Here is an 18,482-nt window from a genome sequence, read left to right as displayed (position 1 = left end):
CGCCCATGCGTCGCCGCCGAAAATCCGGCGCCGGCACGGGGGAGCCGTTTTCGTGGTCGCGTTGCGGGAGCGCCGCAGGCCCTGGAGACGCGGTCCCGGCCCGGCCACGATTTCCCGTCCGCCTGTCAATTCTGCCGGCGCGGCTTCATCTCCAGGATGTTGGTCCTATCCTTCGGCGCGGCGGCAGCGCCCAGCACCTCGGCGAGCTTGCGCGCCAGCTGTTCGCGCTTGAACGGCTTGGCGATGAGGTGGACCCCCTCGTCCAGCCGCCCGTGATGGACGATGGAGTTCTCGGTATAGCCGGACATGTAGACCACCATGATCCCCGGCTTGAGGGCGGAGATGCGCTCGGCCAGGGCGCGGCCGCGAAGATCGCCAGGCAGCACCACGTCGGTGAGCAGCAGGTCTATCTCCTCGGCGTGCGCGCCGAAGACGCGCAGGGCCTCCTCGCCATCGGCCGCGTCCAGCACGCGGTAGCCGAGATCGACCAGGATTGCGACGGAGATCTCGCGCACCGTGGGTTCGTCCTCCACCACCAGCAGCGTTGCCGTGCCGCGCGGCAGTTCCACCGGCACGCTGGAGACCTGCGGCGCCGGCGCGGACCTGGCCCGCGGCAGGTAGAGCCGCACCGTGGTGCCGACGCCCGGCTCCGAATACACCTTCACGTGGCCGCCGGACTGCTTGGTGAAACCGAACACCATGGCCAGGCCCAGCCCGGTGCCGTGGCCGTCCGGCTTGGTGGTGAAGAACGGCTCGAACACGCGCGCCAGCACATCCTGGCTCATGCCGTGGCCGGTATCGGACACCGCCAGCATGGTGTAGTCGCCCGCCGTGACTTCGGCATGCTGCCGGGCGTAGTCGTCGTCGAGCACCTTGTTGGCGAGCTCGATGGTCAGGCGGCCGCCGCCCGGCATGGCGTCGCGGGCGTTCAGCGCGAGGTTGAGCACCGCGCTTTCGAGCTGCGCCGCATCCGCCATCGCCGGCCATAGCCCGGCGGTCTCGACATAGCGGACCTCGATATGCTCGCCGAGCGTGCGCCGCAGCAGCGGCACCAGGTCGGGGATCGACAGCGCGATGTCGATCGGTTTCGGCGACAGCGGCTGCTTGCGCGCGAAGGCGAGCAGCTGGGCGGTGAGGGCGGCACCGCGCTGCGCCGCCCAGGTCGCCCTCTCGATGCGGCCCGACAGTGCCGCGTCGCCGCCCAGCCTGGCCTGGGCGATCTCGAGGTTGCCCAGGATCACGGTCAGCAGGTTGTTGAAGTCGTGCGCGATACCGCCGGTGAGCTGGCCGATCGCCTGCATCTTCTGGGCCTCGCGCAGCACCGCCTCGGCCTGCGCGCGCTTGGTCATGTCGGTGATGGTGAGCACGAAGCCGGCGTCGGGCATGGGAGTCCGGCGCAACTCGAGGTGACGGCCATCGGCCCGGCTGCGCTCATAGATGACCGGCTCGCCAGCGCGGCTGCGGCCATGCCTGATCTGCGCCTCGGTCTCCAGGAAGGGCGGGGGCCGGGCGGCGTCGTCCTCCAGGCCGGGTTGCGCGTCCGGCCCCGATGGATGGGACGACGCGACGTGGCTGGCGAGGTCGGCATAGCGGTTGCCTTGCCGCAGCATTGTCACCGGCAGGTCGAGCAGCTGCTGGAAGCAGGGGTTCCAGTCGGTCAGGCGGCGGTCGGCGTTGAACACCGCGACGCCCTGGCTCAGGCTGTCGAGCGAGGTGTGCAGGCGCAGTGCCGCGGTGCGCTGCTCGGTTTCCAGCCGGACGATGTTCACCCAGGCCCGCCTCAGCACATGCGCACCCCACAGCAGCGCCAGCAAGGCCAAGCCGATGCCGAGCAGCAGCAGCGTCCGGAAGCGCTTGCTGTGCCTGTCCCCGTTGGCGAGCCGCTGCTGCAGCAGGAGACGCTCGTCCTTCATCATGGCGTCGAGGATCGAGGAGATGCGCTGCGTGTTGTGCAGGCCCGCCTTGGTCTGCACGATACGCATGGCCTCGTCGGTGCTGCCGTCGCGCTTCAGCTGCACCGTCTGCGCCAGTTCCTCGAGCTTGCGCTGCAGGATCGGGCTGAGCTGGCGCAGCCGGTCCTGCTCTACGGCATTGTCCGCCGTCAGGCGCTGCAGATCGCCCTGCAGGAAGGTGACCCGGCCGAGCGCCTGCTCGTACGGGAGCAGGTAGTCGTCGTCGCCGGTGAGCAGGTAGCCGCGCTGGCCGGTCTCGGCATCATGCGCCGCGACATTCAGGCTCTGTATGGCGCCCAGCACCTCTTCGGTGTGCTGCGACCAGATACGCGCGGTCCTGGTGGCATCGATTTGGCTCCAGGTCAGTCCGGCGATCAGCAGCAGGACGAAGCAAAGCACGCCGAGCATGAGGCCGTGGGTTCGGGTGACGTCGGACTTGGTCACAGCAGCACCTCGACGCGGTCATGGTCCGGAAGGCAAGCTACGGCAGCCCAGGCTGTCGATGCAGCGGCATGGTAGCGCGTTCAGGTCGCAACTTTGAACATGCGATTGAACGGCTCCGGGGTGGCGCGCGGGGTGGGCGCTTAATTTGCCCGAAACCCGCTCTTGCTCTAGTCGCTTGCTGATCTGATGGACGAAGGAGCCCCCATGTCGACAGCCCTGATCACCGGCATCACCGGCCAGGACGGCGCCTACCTGGCTGCCCTGCTGCTCGAGAAGGGCTACCGCGTGGTCGGGCTGGCGCGTCGCTCCGCCTCGGCGGACCGGGTCAGCGAGCGCCTGCGCTGGCTCGGCGTGCTTGATCGGGTCGAGCTGGTGGATGGCGACCTGCTCGACCTGTCGAGCCTGATTCGCATCATGAACGACGTGAAGCCGGACGAGGTCTACAACCTCGGTGCGCAGAGCTTCGTGGCGGCAAGCTGGCAGCAGCCGCTGCTGACCGGGCAGGCGACCGGCATCGGCGCCGCCAACGTGCTGGAGGCGGTGCGGCTGGTGCGGCCGTCGGCGCGATTCTACCAGGCATCGTCATCGGAGATGTACGGCCTGATCCAGGAGAAGGTGCAGAGCGAGAGGACACCGTTCTATCCGCGCTCGCCCTACGCGGTCGCCAAGCTGTACGCGCACTGGATGACCGTTAACTACCGCGAGAGCTTCGGGCTGCACGCCTCGTCCGGCATCCTGTTCAATCACGAGAGCCCACTTCGCGGCATCGAGTTCGTGACCCGCAAGGTCACCGACGGGGTGGCGCGCATCAAGCTGGGGCTCGCCTCGCAACTGCAGCTCGGCAATCTCGAGGCGACCCGCGACTGGGGCCATGCGCGCGACTATGTCCGGGCCATGTGGCTGATGCTGCAGCAGGACGTGGCCGACGACTACGTGGTCGCAACCGGCCGCACCACCTCGATCCGCGAACTGTGCCGGATCGCCTTCTCGCACGCTGGCCTGAACTACGAGGACCATGTGGTGAGCTCGCAGTCGCTGATGCGGCCCGCCGAGGTCGATGTGCTGCTGGGCGATCCCGGCAAGGCGCGCGAGAAGCTCGGCTGGGAAGCCAGCACCGGCCTCGAGGACATGATCGCGGAGATGGTCGAGGCCGATCTCGCCCGCCACCGTTCGCGGCAGGGCTGAGGATCCGGCCTTTGCCACCGCGGCGCATCCTCGCCACCGGTCTTACCGGATTTTCCGGACGTCACCTCGCCCCGGCAGTGGCCGCGATCCTGCCGGACGCCGAGCTGGTGCCGCTGGGCTGCGACCTGACCGATTCCGGCGCCGTCGCGGCGCGAGTGCGCGAGGTGCGGCCGGATGCCTGCATCCATCTGGCCGCGATCGCCGCGATCGGCGTGGCGGGCAGCGATCCGGGGCTGGCCTGGCGGGTCAACCTGCACGGCACGCTGGCGCTGGCCGACGCACTGGTCCGGCATGCGCCCGGGGCGGCGCTGGTGCATGTCTCGTCCGGCGATGCCTACGGGCACTCGTTCGCCACCGGCGTGGCCATCGACGAGGGTGCACCGCTGGCGCCGATGAACGTGTACGGGGCGACCAAGGCGGCGGCGGATCTGGCCCTCGGCGCCCTGGCCGGGCGGTCGCTCCACGTCGTCCGGCTGCGCCCGTTCAACCAGGCCGGGCCGGGGCAGGCCGACGCGTTCGCGTTGCCGGCCTTTGCGCGACAGGTGGCGGAGATCGCGCGCGGATCGCGGGCGCCGGTGCTACGGGTCGGCAATCTCGATCCGGAGCGCGACTTCCTCGACGTGCGCGATGTGGCGCGCGCCTACGCGCTGACCCTGGCGCGAGTACATGAGTTGCCGAACGGCAGCATCCTCAACCTCGCCTCCGGCACGCCGCGCCGGATCGGGACGCTGCTGGACGACCTGCTCGGCCTGGCCGGGATCACGCCCACGATCGAGCCCGATCCGGACCGCATGCGCCCGAGCGACATCCCGCGCGCCATCGGCGATGCCTCACGGGCCCGGGCGTTGCTGAGCTGGGCGCCGCAGATCGCCTGGGACCGGACGCTCGCCGACGTGCTGGCGGACTGGGTGCAGCGGGTGGGCCCAGCCTGAAGGCCGGATCAGGCTTTCGCCTGGACCGAGTGCAGCCACGCCAGGATCGACTTGAACTGCTGGTCGCTGATCACGCCGCTCCAGTTCGGCATGCCCTTGTCGATCCTGCCGTGCGTGACGGTGTGGTAGAACATCTGGTCCATGCCGGCGCCGTAGCGGACCTGCAGCAGGCGCAGGTTGACCCGGCCGTCGCCGGTGACCGCATCGGGTCCGTGGCAGTGGGCGCAGTTGCCGTTGAACATGGAGTGCCCGGCGACCGGATCGCCCCCGGCCGGCGTGAACGCCGCCTCCCTGGTGCCCTTGTCACCGGCCGCTGCCGGGCCAGGCTGGTCCTGCGCCGTCTCGCTCTTCGGCAGGTCCTGGCTGGGTGCGGTGTCCTTGGTGATCGCCGGCACCTTCAGCGTCTGGACCTCGTTCATCACCGCGGCCTGCTGGATTCCGGAACCGCTGCCGGGAAAGCCGTACTGGCGCGCCTGCTGCTGCATGAAGCCGGGATCGTCCGACAGGGCGCGATCCACCCTGGCGCGAAGCGTGCGTGCGGCGGGCGCGAAGGCGATCGCGACCTGCCACTGCATGTGACGGCCCTGCAGCGGCGTGATGCTGTAGCCGCTGCCGGCTGCCTGGTTGAGATAGCCGGCGGACGGGCCCCATAGCAGCGCCGCCTGCACCTGCCCGCCCTTGAGATCGGCCATGCCCTCCTCCGGGCTCATGACGGTTACGGCATCCACATCCTGGCGCCGGGACAGCATGTCCTGCGGCGGGGAGGCGAACTGCACCGCCACCGCATGGTGCGCGAGCGCCGCATCGTCATCGATGCCCGAGCCGGCGGGCCTCACCAGCGCATAGCCGGCGGTCAGGATCGGGTGCGACAGGATCACCTTGCCGTCCAGGAACTCCGCCGCTGCCGGCACACCGATGAACATGTCGCACGTGCCGGCAAGCAGGGTCTTGTGCAGCATCTCCTCGTCCTGGTCGGTCGGCGCCCAGACGATGCTGAGCGGTCGGCCGAGCTGGCTGGCGAGGTGCCGGGCAAGCGCCACATAGATCCCGGGGCGGTTGGGCTGGTTGCTGGAGAACGGCAGGTCAGCCGGGTCGGCACAGACGCGGAGCGTGGTCGAAGCCGACGTGCGGGCGGGTGTCGCTGCGGATCCAATCAGCGCCGCGCAAGCCGGGCCGGCACCAGCGGGCGCGAGGGCCAGCAGCACGGTTGCCAGCAGCACGGCGCGGCGCGGCGAACGTAGCCTTTTGATGTCGTTGGCGTGCATCGGCTCAGCTCCCGAGCGCGAAGACAAAAAGGGATCCACCCTCCGGGGTCGTCGCGATGATCTTCTTGCCGGCATCGCCCATCGCCGCCGGCAGGGTTGCCGTGCGGCCGACGACGACCGCGACATATTGCTTGCCGGCAACTGCGTAGGTCATCGCTCCGGCGCCGATGCCGCTGCCCAGCTTGATCTTCCACAGTGTCTTGCCGGTGCGGGCATCGAGGGCGCGGAAGTTTCCGGTGATGTCGCCGAAGAACACCAGGTTGCCGGCCGTGGTCATGGTGCCGCCGTTGAAGGGAAGGGGAAGCTTCACCTCCCAGGCCTTCCGCCGATGCACCGGATCCCAGGCCGCGAGCTCGCCGCGATAACCGCCGGGGCCGTCATAGACGTTGTAGTCGGCGCCGAGATAGAACACGCCGCGATGATACGAGGGCTCCATGTCCTTCATGTCGAAGCACATGTTGTTCGAGGCGACGTAGACCAGTCCGGTCATCGGGTTGAACGACATCGGCTGCCAATTCTTGCCGCCGATCCAGCTCGGGCAGACGCCCTTTACCGGATGGTCGAGCGCCGGACGTTTGTCCGGATCCGCGATCGGCCGTGCCGTGGCAATATCGTAGCCCTTCGCCCAGGTCACCGGAACATACGGATCGGCGGAGAGCAGCTTCCCGGTGTTGCGGTTCACCACGAAAAAGAAGCCGTCGCGATCGGCCTTCATCAGCGCCGGCACGCTCTGGCCGTTCTCCTTCAGGTCGGCGAGAACATTCTCGTTGACGCCATCATAATCCCAAACGTCCTGGGGAGTGCCCTGGAACCACCACTTGATGTGACCGCTGGCGGGATCGAGTGCCACCGTGCTCGCGGTGTAGAGGTTCGAAAGCTTGCCGTAATCCACCGTGCCCGTGCTGCGCACGGCGGAGTTCCAGGGCGACGCGTTGCTGGTACCCCAGAAAAGGGTGTCCGTCGCGGCGTCGTAGGAGCCGACATTCCAGGCGGCGGCACCGCCGTGACGGGCGCTGTCGCCTTTCCAGCTATCGCCGTTTGGCTGGTCCTGCGTTGCCGTCAGCCAGGTTTTCCAGACCTGCTTGCCGGTGTTCTCGTCATAGGCCTGCAGCGCGCCACGCACGCCGTACTCGCCACCCGCGAAGCCGGTGATCACCCGCCCCTTCAGCACCACCGGCGGGGAGGTGATGACCGAGCCCTGCTTGTAGTCGACGACCTGTGTCTTCCAGAGCTCCTGGCCGGTCTTCGCATCGAGCGCCACCAAGTAGCCGTCGAGGCGACCGACGAAGATCTTGCCGTTGTCGTAGCTGACGCCGCGACTGACAACGTCGCAGCACGAATACTGCATCATGTCGTCCGGCAGATCGGGGCGATAGGCCCACTTGATGTCGCCGGTGCGCGCATCGAGTGCGTAGGTCGTCTTTGGCCCCCAGGAACTCGAGACATACATGGTGTCGCCGATGACGATCGGCGTCGCCTCGTTCGATCGCAACGCACCGAGCTGCAGCGTGAAGGCAAGCTTGAGCCGGCCGACATTGCCGCTGTTGATCTGGGTAAGCGGGCTGAATCTCGTATTGGCGTAGGTCCGGCCGTAGGTTTCCCAACTGGTGGAATGGTCGCTTGCCGAATGATCGGACGATGGGACGGTCATGCCGGGCTGGGTCGCCTCGCGGCCGTGGCCAATGTCCGGGGTGGCAACAAGCCCTGCCGCGGCGAACACCGAGGCCGCGGCAAGCGACGCCTTGCGCACGAGCCTCGACGATGACGTCCCGGCGACGTGTGCACCGTATATTCGATGTCTCACGTGTCCTCCTGTTCGTTGCCGACTTGTGCCGATCCCTGTTCGACGCGCTTAGGCACCAAGGCCGTATCTGTCAAGTTCAGGCTGCGGCTCGCGCAATGCATCCGCGGGAGAGGAGTTGTGGCCGGGCAGCAGGATCCTGAGAATTTCGATCCGTATCCGGTTCCGTTACCGATCGCCTGCGAAGCGGGACCCCAACGATGTGGCCGGGGCCGGTGCTAGACTTCTGGCAAAGACCAGGAAGTATACTGAAGGACTACGAATATGGCGTTGGCGTCGGGGCAGGATAGGCACCAACTCTCTGTCGATCACGACGGCGCGACCGAATGCGGTTCTTCAGGTCGACCGCAGCAACCCGCAGACTTCTTGCACCGTGATCACGATCCGTTGCATCGGCGTGGGAGACAAATTAGCCGGATAATCTTGCGAGCGCCGGGACCGTCACCTGGCGGTGGTCGATGCCGCTTTGCCTCGCATGCTGCCTAACTGCCTTTGCCAGTCACGCACGGTCGGCGGTATGCCGCAGGCGTTGGCGGCGAATTCGGGATATCCGTTCTATCCGACCGTGGTGCCGGCGGCGTGGGACAGGTTCTATCCGCTTCGGAACCGCTCGGTGTTCACCGCGATCGGCACGCATGCAGTCAATCCGGGAATGCAGTATGTCTTGCACCCGTCAGGGGAAACGAGATCCCGAACGCGTTCGTCATGGAGTTGCTGGCCGAAAGACGACCGGGACCGCCTCACCCCAAGGGCAGCTCCGGATCACCAACCCGATCCGCGCTGGCGGTCGCTGGCCTGGCCTCCGACTTCCCGAGCCGTCAGCCGGGACCGTGGTTCAGGCGGCCGCGAGAGCGTGCAGGATACGCGCCCATGAACGGATCCCGCGCTGGAAGCTGTCGAGGTCGTATTTCTCGTTCGGCGAGTGGATGCGGTCGTCGTCGCGGGCGAAACCGACCAGCAATGCGTTCAGGCCAAGCGCCTGCTGCAGTTCGCCCACCACCGGGATCGAGCCGCCCGAGCCGATCGTCACCGCGGGGCGGCCCCACTCTTCGCCGAGTGCCTGCAACGCTGCCTTCAATGGCGCGCCGTCGAACGGTACCGCGGAGGCCGGCGAGCCGCCATGCGGGCGGAACTCGACCGAGCAGTCGCCTGGAATGCGGCTTTGCACGAACTCGCGGAAGGCGGCGCGGATGCGCTCGGGCTGCTGGCCGGCAACCAGGCGGAACGAGATCTTTGCGGACGCCTTGGCCGGCAGCACGGTCTTGAAGCCGGGATCCTGGTAGCCGCCGGTGATGCCGTTCACCTCGCAGGACGGCCGCGCCCAGGTCTGCTCCAGGGCGCTGTAGCCGCGCTCGCCGGCCGGGATCGACAGGCCGACCGGGCCAAGCGCCGCCTCGTCGGTGAGGCCGATCGCATTCCAGGCTGAGCGCACCGCGTCCGGCACGTCGGTCACGCCGTCATAGAAGCCGGGCAGGGTGACCCGTCCGTCGGCATCACGCAGGCCGGCGATGATGTCGGCCAGCACATGGATCGGGTTGCGCGCGGCGTTGCCGAAAATGCCGGAGTGCAGGTCGCGATCCGCCGCCGAGATCACGATCTCCTCGCCGACCAGGCCGCGCAGCATGGTGGTGATGGCCGGGATCTGGTGTCCGACCATGCCGGTGTCGCAGACCAGCGCGATGTCCGCGCGCAGCTCCTCCGCGTTCGCCTTGAGGAACGGCAGCAGGTTCTCACCGCCGCTCTCCTCCTCGCCCTCGAGGATGATCGAGACACGGACAGGCAGCTTGCCTTCCGCCTCGCGCAGGGCGCGGATGGCTTCCAGGAAGGTCATCACCTGGCCTTTGTCGTCCGACGCGCCCCTGGCGACGATGGCGCCGTCGCGGACAACCGGCTCGAACGGCGCGGTGTTCCACAGCGACAGCGGATCGACCGGCTGCACGTCGTAATGGCCATAGAACAGTACATGAGGGCCGCCGGCATCCGAACGGTCGTGCGCCACCACGATCGGATGGCCAGGGGTGTCGCGTACCGAGGCGTCGAAGCCCATGCCGTCAAGCAGACCTGACAGCCACTCGGCGGCACGCCTGCAGTCGCCGGCATGCTTTGGCTGGGTAGAAATACTCGGAATGCGCAGGAGCTCGAACAGGCGGCCCAGGCTGGCCTCCTGGCCAGCGTCGATATGGGCCAGGGTATGCTCGAGTGTGCGATCGACTTCCTGCGCCGCGCCGTCCGAAGTCATGAGTGCCTGATGCCTTGCTGCCATGCCGGCGATCCACCGGCATGGGTATCGTGCAGGATGTCCCGCAGGCTGTCGAGGTAGAGCGCCTGGCTGTTCTCGTGCAGCAGGCGGCGCAGGGCGCCACGCCGGACCGTGTTCCAGGTTTCGGAATTTTCGTACAGCCTGAGCACCCGGTCGGCGAAGCGGGCCGGATCGTCGGTGCCGCCGTTCATGATGTCGGCCTGGTCGGTCCAGCCGACCTGGTCGCAAAGCAGGCGGGTGGCCACCACCGGCAGTCCAAAGGCGGCGGCCTCGTGCACCTTGAACGGGATGCCGCCAGCGAACCGCGTCGGGGCGACGAACACGCGGTGACGATCGTAGAGAGCCTCGAGATCGTCGACCGCGCCGATCAGATCGACACGCGGGTGGCGCGCCAGCGCAGAAAGGTCGATGCCGCGACGCACGAAGCCCGCCACGGTGAAGCGCACGCCGGGCGCGAGGCGGCTATCGAGCAGCGGCAGCACCTGTTCGATGAACCATTCGAGGCTGTCATGGTTCGGCGAATTCGGATCGTGGATGGCGCCGAGGAACAACAGGCCGCTGCGTTGGCTCCAGCTCGAGGGCGTCGCCGCCGGCTGCTTGAGATGGCCGAGTACGGCGACGTTGCTGTGGCCGGCACGCCTGACCAGCGCCGCGTCGGCCTCGCTCACCGCGATTATCTTCTGGCAGAAATAGGCGCACTGCAGCTCGCGCTTCAGCGCCTCGTCGAGCGACACGGTCTGCGGCAGGCCGAGCACGCGGTTCTGCTCGGCAGTCCGCGGGGCGGCGATCGCCTCGGTGTCGAGCACGAAGCCGTGCTGCGGCAGGAAGTTGGAGCCGTCGCCCAGGATCGGCAGCAGACGCTCAAGATTATGAGTACGGCCGATCCAGACGATGTCGAAGAAGCCCGCCCGTTCCTCGATGAAGGCGGGCAGCGTCTCCATGCCGCGCTCGTACAGCACCTCGGCGGTTTCCGGCATGTCGCGGTAGATCTCGATCGGGCTGGCCGTCGCCTTGTAGATCGGGAAGATGCTGACCTGGTGGCCGAGCGCCGCCATGCTCTGGATGATGTCGTTGGAGCGCACATAGCCGGCGCCGAGGTTGCGCAGCGGAATGCGGTCCTCGATGAACAGGATGCGCAATGCGGGGGAACCGGCGGCAGTGTCGTCGTCGCTCCCCGGCGGCGTCGCGATCGCGGCCGTGCCGCGGCGTGGCGAGCGCGCATGCACGGCATTACGCAGCCGCGGCGGGTGCTGGTAGCGCAGCCAGTCCATGTGCTTGGACAGGAAGATCTTGTGGTTGCGCAGCATCAGCCGGCTCGAGGCGGCGGCGTTGGCCGAGCCATACTCGAAATGCTGGATCACCACCGAAGGGTCGTAGAGGATGCGGTAGCCGGCCTTGCGCAACCGTACGCATAGATCGGCTTCCTCGTAGTAGGCCGGCCGGTAGTCGTCGTCGAAGCCGCCGAGCTGCTTGACCAGCGCGGTGCGGAACATCAGGAAGGCGCCCGAGCAGAAATCCGCCTCGCGCAGGAAGTTGGCCTCCGGCGCGTTCGGGTCGGCATCGCGCAGGTAGCCGTAGGTGGTGCCATCGCGCCAGATGATCGAGCCGGCTTCCTGCAGTTGCCCGTTGGTGCGTATGCACTTGGCGCCAACCGCCGCGATCGAGGGCTCGGAGAACAGCCGGTCGAGTGCCCGCTGGCAGGCATTGATGCCGAGCAGCAGGTCGTTGTTCAGGTAGAGCAGGGCGGGCGCGCTGACCTGCGCGAGCGCGCTGTTGCAGCTCTCCACGAAGCCGGCGTTGTAGGCGAACCGGATCAGCACTGCGCCGGCGATATGGCGCTCGATGTGGCGGGTCTCGTCGGAGGATCCCGAATCCACCAGGATGAGCTCGATCGGGCCGGGGAAGTTCGAGCGCGGAGACGCCATCGCCATCATGGTCAAGGCGAACTGGTTGTGCAGCACGACGATGACGCTCAGCAGCGGCGCAACGCCCGCTGCCAACCGGAAGTCGAGGCCGTCGCGCGCGAGTTGCGGCAGCATCGCCTCGGCCGCCCGGGCGAACAGCTGCTTGCATTGCAGCTCGGCGATCGGCTCCGCGACGCGGCCCAGCGAGCCGGTGGCCAACCGGGACAGCCAGTGCGCGAAGGCGTCCCGGAATGCGCCACCCTCGAGATCGGCCTGTACGCGTCCACTGAGATAGTAGTGCAGCAGGTCGATATCGGCATGCGGTCGCCTGCGTTCACCGGCGCCGTGCTTGATGAAATGCTCGTAGGTGTTGCGGAACCGGCCGTTCTCCACCGCGCCCTGCACGTCGGGATAGGTCGCCGCGTAGTAGGTCTCGGAAAACCACTCGAGCGGCAGATAGTCCTGTGGGCGCCGGTTGGTCAGGTAATGGTGCAGGGCGCAGCGATATGCGCCGGATGCGACACAGGCGGCGACCTCTGGATACGTCGCCAGATACCAGGCCGCATCAAAATACCACGACACCCTGGCGAACGTGCCGGCTATGCATCCGCCCTGCAGGAACTGCTCGAACGAGCCGCCGGCGGAGGCGGTGGAACGGTCCTCTTCGGGCTTGTTGGAGCGGTAGAGCATAGGGTCGAAGAACCAGTGCCCACTACGGAACTCGCGGTCGCCGAGGGTCAGGTAGTGGTCGTAGCCATTCAGCAGGCCATGTCGGTCAAGCACGCCGCGGCTGATGTCGGCGTTGCTGCTCAGATAGAAGCTCTCCGAGAACAGCCAGTGCGGCGAGCGGTCGTGATAGCCGCCGTTGCAGTAGTGCGAGAAACCGGAGGCGATCGTGCCGCGCGCCACCAGGGCCGCAACATCCGGGTTGCTGTCCATGTAGTACGCTTCGTCGAAATACAGGTTCGGCGAGTGGCCGAGGCTCGCACCGTACTGGCGGTAGAAAGCCTCGACATCGGCGAGGCCCGCGGCCTTCATCTGCTCCAGTGCCGCCGGGTATTCGCCCAGATACCAGGCACGATCGAAGTGCGACCAGGATGCCGGGCGCAGGTCGGGTTCGTAGCCAGGGGTCACCGCGGCTTCGGCCTTGATGATCTCGATACGCAATTCGTTCACGGGCCGACCGCCATGCTGTTCCGGATCGATGAGCCGAATTAGCACGTTCATGACACAACGGGTAAAGTTCCCGCGAGTATTCGCGGGCGGAACACAGTTCTGATAATGATGCTAAAGAAACGACCGTTTAATGGCTTCTCAGTTCAGGCGTCCGCGCAGAAAGCCGAGCGCCGGCAGCGGTCGCCAGCTCCGTGGCAGGTCGGCACGCCGGATCGGCGCCACGCTGTACGAAGGCACCGGTTGCCGCGACAGCCGCAGGAATTGCGCGTACGCGCGCACCTGCTGCTCGCGCCACGTGCGGTCCGCCAGGGCGGCCTCCTGGGTCGGATAGATCTCGGCGACCCGCGTGAGGCACCCGGTGGTCGCGATAACCGCCCAGATGCGGTCCTCGCGGCGTGCATTCCGCACCTGTTCGAGCGTGACGATCTCGCTCATGCGGTCCTCCGGCCCAAAGCCCGCTCCGGTCGACCGGGCTCGTGAGGCAACGAAACCATGCAACCCGCCGTGGCCGCAAGCACCCGCTACTCCCGCATGCGCGTCCCCTGCCGGGGGAACCGGCGACCGGGTTGCAGCGTCCATGCGGTGCCGCGTTCTTGATGCAGGACCATCACCTGCCCTATTTCACAGCCAGGTGAGCATGATCCGTCCGTCGTGCTCGGGGAGTCAGTCATGCTGCGCCTGATCGTCACGCTGCCCTTCCTGATCGTCCTGGTGGTGTTCGCCTTCGTGAACCAGCAGGTCGTGACACTCGACCTGCCCTACATCTTCAGCGGCCAGTCCAGCCTTGCCATGGTGGTGATTGTCGTGGCGCTGGTGTTCTTCCTGATCGGCGGCCTGGCGGTCTGGTTCGCCGAGCTGCGGCAGCGCCGGCGGGCAAGACGGGCTGAAAGCACCATACGAAGCCTCGAGACGCAGGTCGTCGACCTGCGCCAGCAGCTCGCCAATTCGAATGCCCAACTCGCCGCCCAGGCCTCCCTGGCCCCGCACGGCCAGCCGGGAAGCACCACCTACCTGCCGGTGACGCAGCCGCCCTCGGCGTTCTGAGCCGGGATGGCCGGCGCTCGTCGCACCGGGCTCATCGCCGCCCTCGATACCGCGGATATCCAGGAAGCCACGCGCTGGGCACGGGCGGTCGGGCCGCATGCGGGGGCCATCAAGCTCGGCCTCGAATTCGCCTATGCCAATGGTCTCCCGGCGGTCCGGCAGGTCGCCGACGATGCCGCCCTGTTCCTTGACCTGAAGCTGCACGACATCCCCAACACGGTGGCCGGCGCCATGCGCAGCCTGGCGCCGGTGCGGGCCGCGATGCTGACCGTGCACGCCTCCGGGGGCAGAGCGATGATCGAGGCGGCGCGCATCGAGTGCGACGCCATGCCGGTGCGTCCGCTGCTGCTGGCGGTGACCGTGCTGACCAGCCTGGATGCCGAGGCGCTGCACGAGACCGGCATCGCCGGCGGACCGCGCCAGCAGGTGATGCGGCTGGCGCGCCTGGCGCTGGGCGCCGGTGCCGACGGGCTGGTCTGCTCCCCGCACGAAGTCACCATGCTGCGCGATGCGCTCGGCGCGGCACCGGTGCTGGTGGTACCTGGCGTGCGACCGGCCGGTGTCGAGATCGGCGACCAGAAGCGGGTGATGACTCCGCGCCAGGCGGCCGCAGCCGGTGCCGACTGGATCGTGGTGGGCCGCCCGATCACCCGCGCCGCCGATCCTGCCGCCGCCGCTGCCGCCATCGCCGCGGAACTGGCGTGATCCAGGTCAAGATCTGTGGCCTGAACGACGAGGCCGGCTTCGATGCCGCAACCGGGCACGGCGCCGACTGGGTCGGCTTCGTGTTCTTCGCGAAGTCACCGCGGGCCGTCACGCCGGAGCGCGCGGCCGTTCTGTCCAGGCGGCAGGCGGGTGGCCCGGGCCGGGTCGGGCTGTTCGTGCAGCCGGAAGACGACGAGATCCGGCGTTGCCTGGACCGGGTGCCGCTCGACGCCCTGCAGATCTATGCCGGCGCCGGGCGCGCCGCAGCGATCCGGGCCCGTTTCGGACTGCCGGTGTGGGTGGCCTGCGGCGTGCGGACGCCGGCCGATCTGCCAGGTCACGCCCGGTGCGATCGTATGCTGATCGAGAGCCTGCCACCCGAGGGGGCGAGCCGTCCCGGCGGTAACGCGACGAAGCTTGACTGGCAGATGCTGGCGGGATGGCGGGCTCCCGGGCCGTGGATGCTCGCCGGTGGCCTCGACCCCTCCAACGTCGCCGAAGCCATCCGCATTACCGGAGCGCCTGCGGTCGACGTGTCGTCTGGCGTCGAGTCCGAGCCTGGCCGCAAGGACCCGAACCAAATTGCGGCTTTCCTGGCTGCGGCCCGGGTACCCGACTGAGGAGACCTGGTTCGGTCAGCCTCGCCTTGGTCGCAGATCCAGGAGTTCGCGCCGGATCTCCGCAGCAAGCGCCGGATTGGAGCGCCTGATCTGGCCGATCCGCAGGACGGCAGCCGTTCCTGGCGCGGGATCGCTCTCCCAGTTCTCCAGAAACAACAGATCCTCGGACATCCGGTCCGCACCGGCCTGGCTGCTATGGAACGCGGACAGCGCACGCTTGGCCGCGGTGGTCTTCGGCAAACTAGTCTTCATCGTCTCCGCCCGCGGCAGGGTTGGCCCTGTCTGTGAGTTGGATGCCGCCCTGGCCCGGTCAGGTCGGGACGGCCCGGGAAGAAAGATAAAGCTCCCTGGCCTGACTGCAAGCATTCCCGAAGCATGAGCCGCCGAATTATCGGACTGGATAGTTCAGTCCAGACCTGAATTGATGCGATCTTTCCCTGTCACACTAGTAACAACGCGACTGCGCTAACGAACTCGATAGCCCTCTTCTTCGATTGCTTGCCGCACTGCAGCATGGTCGGCGTCGCCATGCCAGCTGAGCATGCCGGTCGCGAGTTCGACCCGCGGCCGCGCGACGCCGGGCACCCGGCTGGCCGCTCCGGTCACCGCCCGCACACAGTGCTCGCAGGTCATGCCCTCGACCTGCATCCGGCTCTCCAAGGTTTCGCCCATATCCGTCTCCCTGCGCGGCAGCCCGCTCCGTCTGAACATTTCCGGTGCTTGTCCGGGACCGCCTATATAGGAGGCCGGATGCGTCGAGGGAGATGGGCGAATGGACGGCATGGAGATACCTGCCCCGCCTGAAGGGGCGATGGACGGGGTTGGGGGCTCCCGGACGCGCATCGTCGATCTCGCGATCGACGGCATGACCTGCGCCTCCTGCGCGGGACGCGTCGAACGCGCTCTCTCCCACGTCGACGGGGTGCTGTCGGTCGCCGTCAACCTCGCCACCGAGCACGCGCGGGTGTCGGTCAGCGCCGGCCGTGGCGAAGACGAGGCCGCCCTTGCCGCCCGCCTGCAGGACGCCGTGCAGAAGGCTGGATATGGCGGCCGCCTGCTGCCTCCCGAAGCGTCCGGGGAGGATGCCGAGGCGGCATTGCTGGACCATCGCGAGCGCCTGCACCTGCTGCTGGCCTGCCTGCTGTCGGCGCCGCTGCTGGTTGCGATGCTGCTGCATGTCGGAGCAAGCCTGCTGCACCAGGACAGCCTTGCGGCGCGCATGATGCTGCCCGGCTGGCTGCAATTCCTGCTCGCCACCCCGGTGCAGTTCTGGCTCGGCTGGCGGTTCTACCGCGCCGGCGCCGCTGCGGTGCGGCATGCCAGCGGCAACATGGATCTGCTTGTCGCGCTTGGCTCGAGCGCCGCCTGGGGCCTCAGCACGGTATCGCTGCTGCGCGGCTCGGATCGGCTCTATTACGAGAGTTCGGCACTGATCATCACCTTCATCCTGTTCGGCAAGTGGCTGGAGCGCGGCGCCCGCCGACGGGCGGCGAACTCGGTCCGTGCGCTGACCGCGCTGCGCCCGGATACGGCCTTGCGGCTCGATGCCGCCACCGGACAGGAGCAGGAGGTGCCGCTAGCCGAGATCCAGGTGGGCGACCAGCTGGTCGTGCGTCCCGGCGGCCGCATCGCCGCCGACGGACTGGTGCGGGATGGCGAGAGCCTGGTCGATGAACAGCTGCTCACAGGGGAGAGCCGTCCGGTCGCCAAGGCGCGTGGCGAGCGGGTGATCGCCGGCAGCCTCGCGGTCGATGGACGCCTGGTGATCGCCACCACCGCCATCGGCGCCGAGACCCGGCTCGCCGGCATCGTGCGGCTGATCGAGAGCGCCCAGGCGTCGCGCGCCCCGGTGCAGCGCCTGGTCGACCGGGTGAGCGCGGTGTTCGTGCCGGTGGTGCTGGTGCTGGCGGGGCTGACCTTCCTGGCCTGGTGGATCGACACCGGGCGGATTGCGCTGGCGCTGCTCGATGCGGTCTCGGTGCTGGTGATCGCCTGTCCCTGCGCGCTCGGCCTGGCCACCCCGGCGGCGCTGGTGGCGGGGATCGGAGCGGCGGCGCGGGCCGGCATCCTGATCCGCGACGCCGCCGCGATCGAGCGGGCGCGCGGCATCGGCATCGTCGCCTTCGACAAGACCGGGACCCTGACCGAGGGACGCCCGGTGCTGGACTGCGTGGTCCCGGTGGGGGGCCACGGCAACTACGAGCAGGCCGCCGAACTGCTGTCGCTGGCGGCGGCGATGCAGGCGGGCAGCGAGCATCCGCTGGCCGAGGCGGTGCGTGCTTCTTCGGGCCATGCCGCCCCGCTGCCCTCCGAGCGCTTTGTCGCAGTGCCCGGGCGAGGTGTGACGGCGCGGGTCTCCGGCCGCTCGCTGCTGTTGGGCAACCGCCGGATGATGGCGGCCGAGGGGCTGGTGGTGCGCGGCGAGATGGCCGAGGAGGCTGACCGGATCGATGCCGAGGGGGGTACGGTGTCATTCCTGGCGGAGCGGACATCGGCCGAGCGTGGCAGCCGTGCCGGTGGCACGATCCTGGGCGTGCTGGGCTTCTCCGACCGGGTCCGCCCCGGAGCGGCGGTCGCGACGGAGCGGCTGCGCGCCATGGGGATCATGTCGGTGATGCTGACCGGGGACGGCGAGGGCGCCGCGCGACGGGTTGCCGATGCCGCCGGGATCGACCGGATGCTGGCGGACGTCTCTCCCGAGGACAAGGCCGGCGCGGTCCAGGCCCTGCAGCGCGAGGTGCGCGGCAGCGAGCGGCCCTCTGTAGCGATGGTCGGCGACGGCCTCAACGATGCCCCGGCGCTGGCGGCGGCGGATCTCGGCATCGCCATGGGGCGCGGCACCGATGCCGCCATCGAGGCGGCCGGCATCACCCTGATGCGCAGCGATCCGGGCCTGGTGGCGGATACCATCGAGATCGCCGGCCTGATCGCCTCGCGGATACGCCAGGGGCTGTTCTGTGCGTTCGCCTACAACCTCGTCGGCATCCCGCTGGCGATGTCCGGCTTCCTGAGCCCCGCGGTGGCGGGCGGCGCGATGGCGTTGAGCAGTGTCAGCGTGGTGCTCAACGCGCTGCGGCTGAAGAGCTGGCAGCCGCACCGCGAGCCGGAAGCGCGCCCCTAGAGCGGAATCCGATCAGTCTGGTTCATATCCGGCTGCGGTGAAGTAATTGGCGCAATCTTGTGGCGAGAAGGTC

14 protein-coding genes are annotated in these 18,482 nt (G+C 68.2%); 6 read left to right on the top strand and 8 right to left on the bottom strand.

Annotation, left to right across the window (positions count from 1 at the left end; all coding sequences use genetic code 11):
* Window positions 1–125: 125 nt before the first annotated feature.
* A complete protein-coding gene (locus FE263_RS15890; RefSeq protein WP_138327027.1) occupies window positions 126–2,396 on the bottom strand; it encodes a CHASE3 domain-containing protein in 2,271 nt (756 codons plus the stop codon).
* Window positions 2,397–2,600: 204 nt separating this feature from the next.
* Between FE263_RS15890 and FE263_RS15885 the strand changes: the two genes are divergently transcribed.
* A complete protein-coding gene (locus FE263_RS15885; RefSeq protein WP_138327026.1) occupies window positions 2,601–3,581 on the top strand; it encodes a GDP-mannose 4,6-dehydratase in 981 nt (326 codons plus the stop codon).
* 11 nt (window positions 3,582–3,592) lie between these two features.
* Window positions 3,593–4,513 (top strand): GDP-mannose 4,6-dehydratase, encoded by a 921-nt coding sequence (locus FE263_RS15880; protein WP_138327025.1) that lies wholly within the window; start codon window positions 3,593–3,595, stop codon window positions 4,511–4,513.
* 8 nt (window positions 4,514–4,521) lie between these two features.
* Here FE263_RS15880 and FE263_RS15875 read toward each other — a convergent pair whose 3' ends face one another.
* From FE263_RS15875 to FE263_RS15855, 5 genes are all read right to left on the bottom strand, one after another.
* Window positions 4,522–5,778: a c-type cytochrome gene (locus tag FE263_RS15875; RefSeq protein ID WP_171034142.1), complete on the bottom strand. Its 1,257-nt coding sequence runs from the start codon at window positions 5,776–5,778 to the stop codon at window positions 4,522–4,524.
* A gap of 4 nt (window positions 5,779–5,782) precedes the next feature.
* Window positions 5,783–7,582: a PQQ-dependent dehydrogenase, methanol/ethanol family gene (locus FE263_RS15870; RefSeq protein ID WP_205880408.1), complete on the bottom strand. Its 1,800-nt coding sequence runs from the start codon at window positions 7,580–7,582 to the stop codon at window positions 5,783–5,785.
* An 832-nt stretch (window positions 7,583–8,414) separates the two neighbouring features.
* Entirely contained in the window at window positions 8,415–9,842 is a 1,428-nt protein-coding gene (locus tag FE263_RS15865) for a dipeptidase (protein ID WP_240759777.1), read from the bottom strand.
* A complete protein-coding gene (locus FE263_RS15860; protein ID WP_171034141.1) occupies window positions 9,815–12,919 on the bottom strand; it encodes a glycosyltransferase in 3,105 nt (1,034 codons plus the stop codon). Before FE263_RS15860 ends, FE263_RS15865 begins: the two co-directional genes overlap by 28 nt.
* 138 nt (window positions 12,920–13,057) lie before the next feature.
* Window positions 13,058–13,354: a hypothetical protein gene (locus FE263_RS15855; protein WP_138327022.1), complete on the bottom strand. Its 297-nt coding sequence runs from the start codon at window positions 13,352–13,354 to the stop codon at window positions 13,058–13,060.
* Window positions 13,355–13,588: 234 nt separating this feature from the next.
* Between FE263_RS15855 and FE263_RS15850 the strand changes: the two genes are divergently transcribed.
* Genes FE263_RS15850 through FE263_RS15840 form a run of 3 tightly spaced genes read left to right on the top strand, consistent with a single transcriptional unit; the run spans window position 13,589 to window position 15,288 of the window.
* Window positions 13,589–13,963, top strand: coding sequence for a lipopolysaccharide assembly protein LapA domain-containing protein (locus tag FE263_RS15850; protein WP_138327021.1), 375 nt, complete (start codon window positions 13,589–13,591; stop codon window positions 13,961–13,963).
* A gap of 6 nt (window positions 13,964–13,969) precedes the next feature.
* Window positions 13,970–14,668, top strand: a complete 699-nt coding sequence (gene pyrF / locus FE263_RS15845; protein WP_138327020.1) for an orotidine-5'-phosphate decarboxylase — start codon at window positions 13,970–13,972, stop codon at window positions 14,666–14,668.
* Window positions 14,665–15,288 carry a phosphoribosylanthranilate isomerase gene (locus tag FE263_RS15840; RefSeq protein ID WP_138327019.1) on the top strand — a complete coding sequence of 208 codons (624 nt, stop codon included), beginning with the start codon at window positions 14,665–14,667 and terminating at the stop codon, window positions 15,286–15,288. Before pyrF ends, FE263_RS15840 begins: the two co-directional genes overlap by 4 nt.
* 15 nt (window positions 15,289–15,303) lie before the next feature.
* On the opposite strand, the gene FE263_RS15835 is transcribed toward FE263_RS15840, so the two are convergent.
* Together FE263_RS15835 and FE263_RS15830 are read right to left on the bottom strand one after the other, a co-directional pair.
* Window positions 15,304–15,540, bottom strand: coding sequence for a hypothetical protein (locus FE263_RS15835; protein ID WP_138327018.1), 237 nt, complete (start codon window positions 15,538–15,540; stop codon window positions 15,304–15,306).
* Between the two features lie 213 nt (window positions 15,541–15,753).
* Entirely contained in the window at window positions 15,754–15,960 is a 207-nt protein-coding gene (locus tag FE263_RS15830; RefSeq protein ID WP_138327017.1) for a heavy-metal-associated domain-containing protein, read from the bottom strand.
* Between the two features lie 139 nt (window positions 15,961–16,099).
* Between FE263_RS15830 and FE263_RS15825 the strand changes: the two genes are divergently transcribed.
* Window positions 16,100–18,409, top strand: coding sequence for a heavy metal translocating P-type ATPase (locus FE263_RS15825; RefSeq protein ID WP_138327218.1), 2,310 nt, complete (start codon window positions 16,100–16,102; stop codon window positions 18,407–18,409).
* Window positions 18,410–18,482 lie beyond the last annotated feature (73 nt).

This window comes from Lichenicoccus roseus (genome assembly GCF_005844085.1).
Taxonomy (GTDB): Bacteria; Pseudomonadota; Alphaproteobacteria; order Acetobacterales; family Acetobacteraceae; genus Lichenicoccus; species Lichenicoccus roseus.
This window is presented reverse-complemented; position numbering and strand designations above follow the sequence as displayed.

What these genes read in the sequence shown, in the direction of transcription:
- FE263_RS15885 (WP_138327026.1), top strand. Translation starts at nt 2,601, where the DNA reads ATGTCGACAGCCCTGATCACCGGCATCACCGGCCAGGACGGCGCCTAC.
- FE263_RS15875 (WP_171034142.1), bottom strand. Translation starts at nt 5,778, where the DNA reads ATGCACGCCAACGACATCAAAAGGCTACGTTCGCCGCGCCGCGCCGTG.
- FE263_RS15865 (WP_240759777.1), bottom strand. Translation starts at nt 9,842, where the DNA reads ATGGCAGCAAGGCATCAGGCACTCATGACTTCGGACGGCGCGGCGCAG.
- FE263_RS15855 (WP_138327022.1), bottom strand. Translation starts at nt 13,354, where the DNA reads ATGAGCGAGATCGTCACGCTCGAACAGGTGCGGAATGCACGCCGCGAG.
- FE263_RS15850 (WP_138327021.1), top strand. Translation starts at nt 13,589, where the DNA reads ATGCTGCGCCTGATCGTCACGCTGCCCTTCCTGATCGTCCTGGTGGTG.
- pyrF (WP_138327020.1), top strand. Translation starts at nt 13,970, where the DNA reads ATGGCCGGCGCTCGTCGCACCGGGCTCATCGCCGCCCTCGATACCGCG.
- FE263_RS15835 (WP_138327018.1), bottom strand. Translation starts at nt 15,540, where the DNA reads ATGAAGACTAGTTTGCCGAAGACCACCGCGGCCAAGCGTGCGCTGTCC.
- FE263_RS15830 (WP_138327017.1), bottom strand. Translation starts at nt 15,960, where the DNA reads ATGGGCGAAACCTTGGAGAGCCGGATGCAGGTCGAGGGCATGACCTGC.
- FE263_RS15825 (WP_138327218.1), top strand. Translation starts at nt 16,100, where the DNA reads ATGGACGGGGTTGGGGGCTCCCGGACGCGCATCGTCGATCTCGCGATC.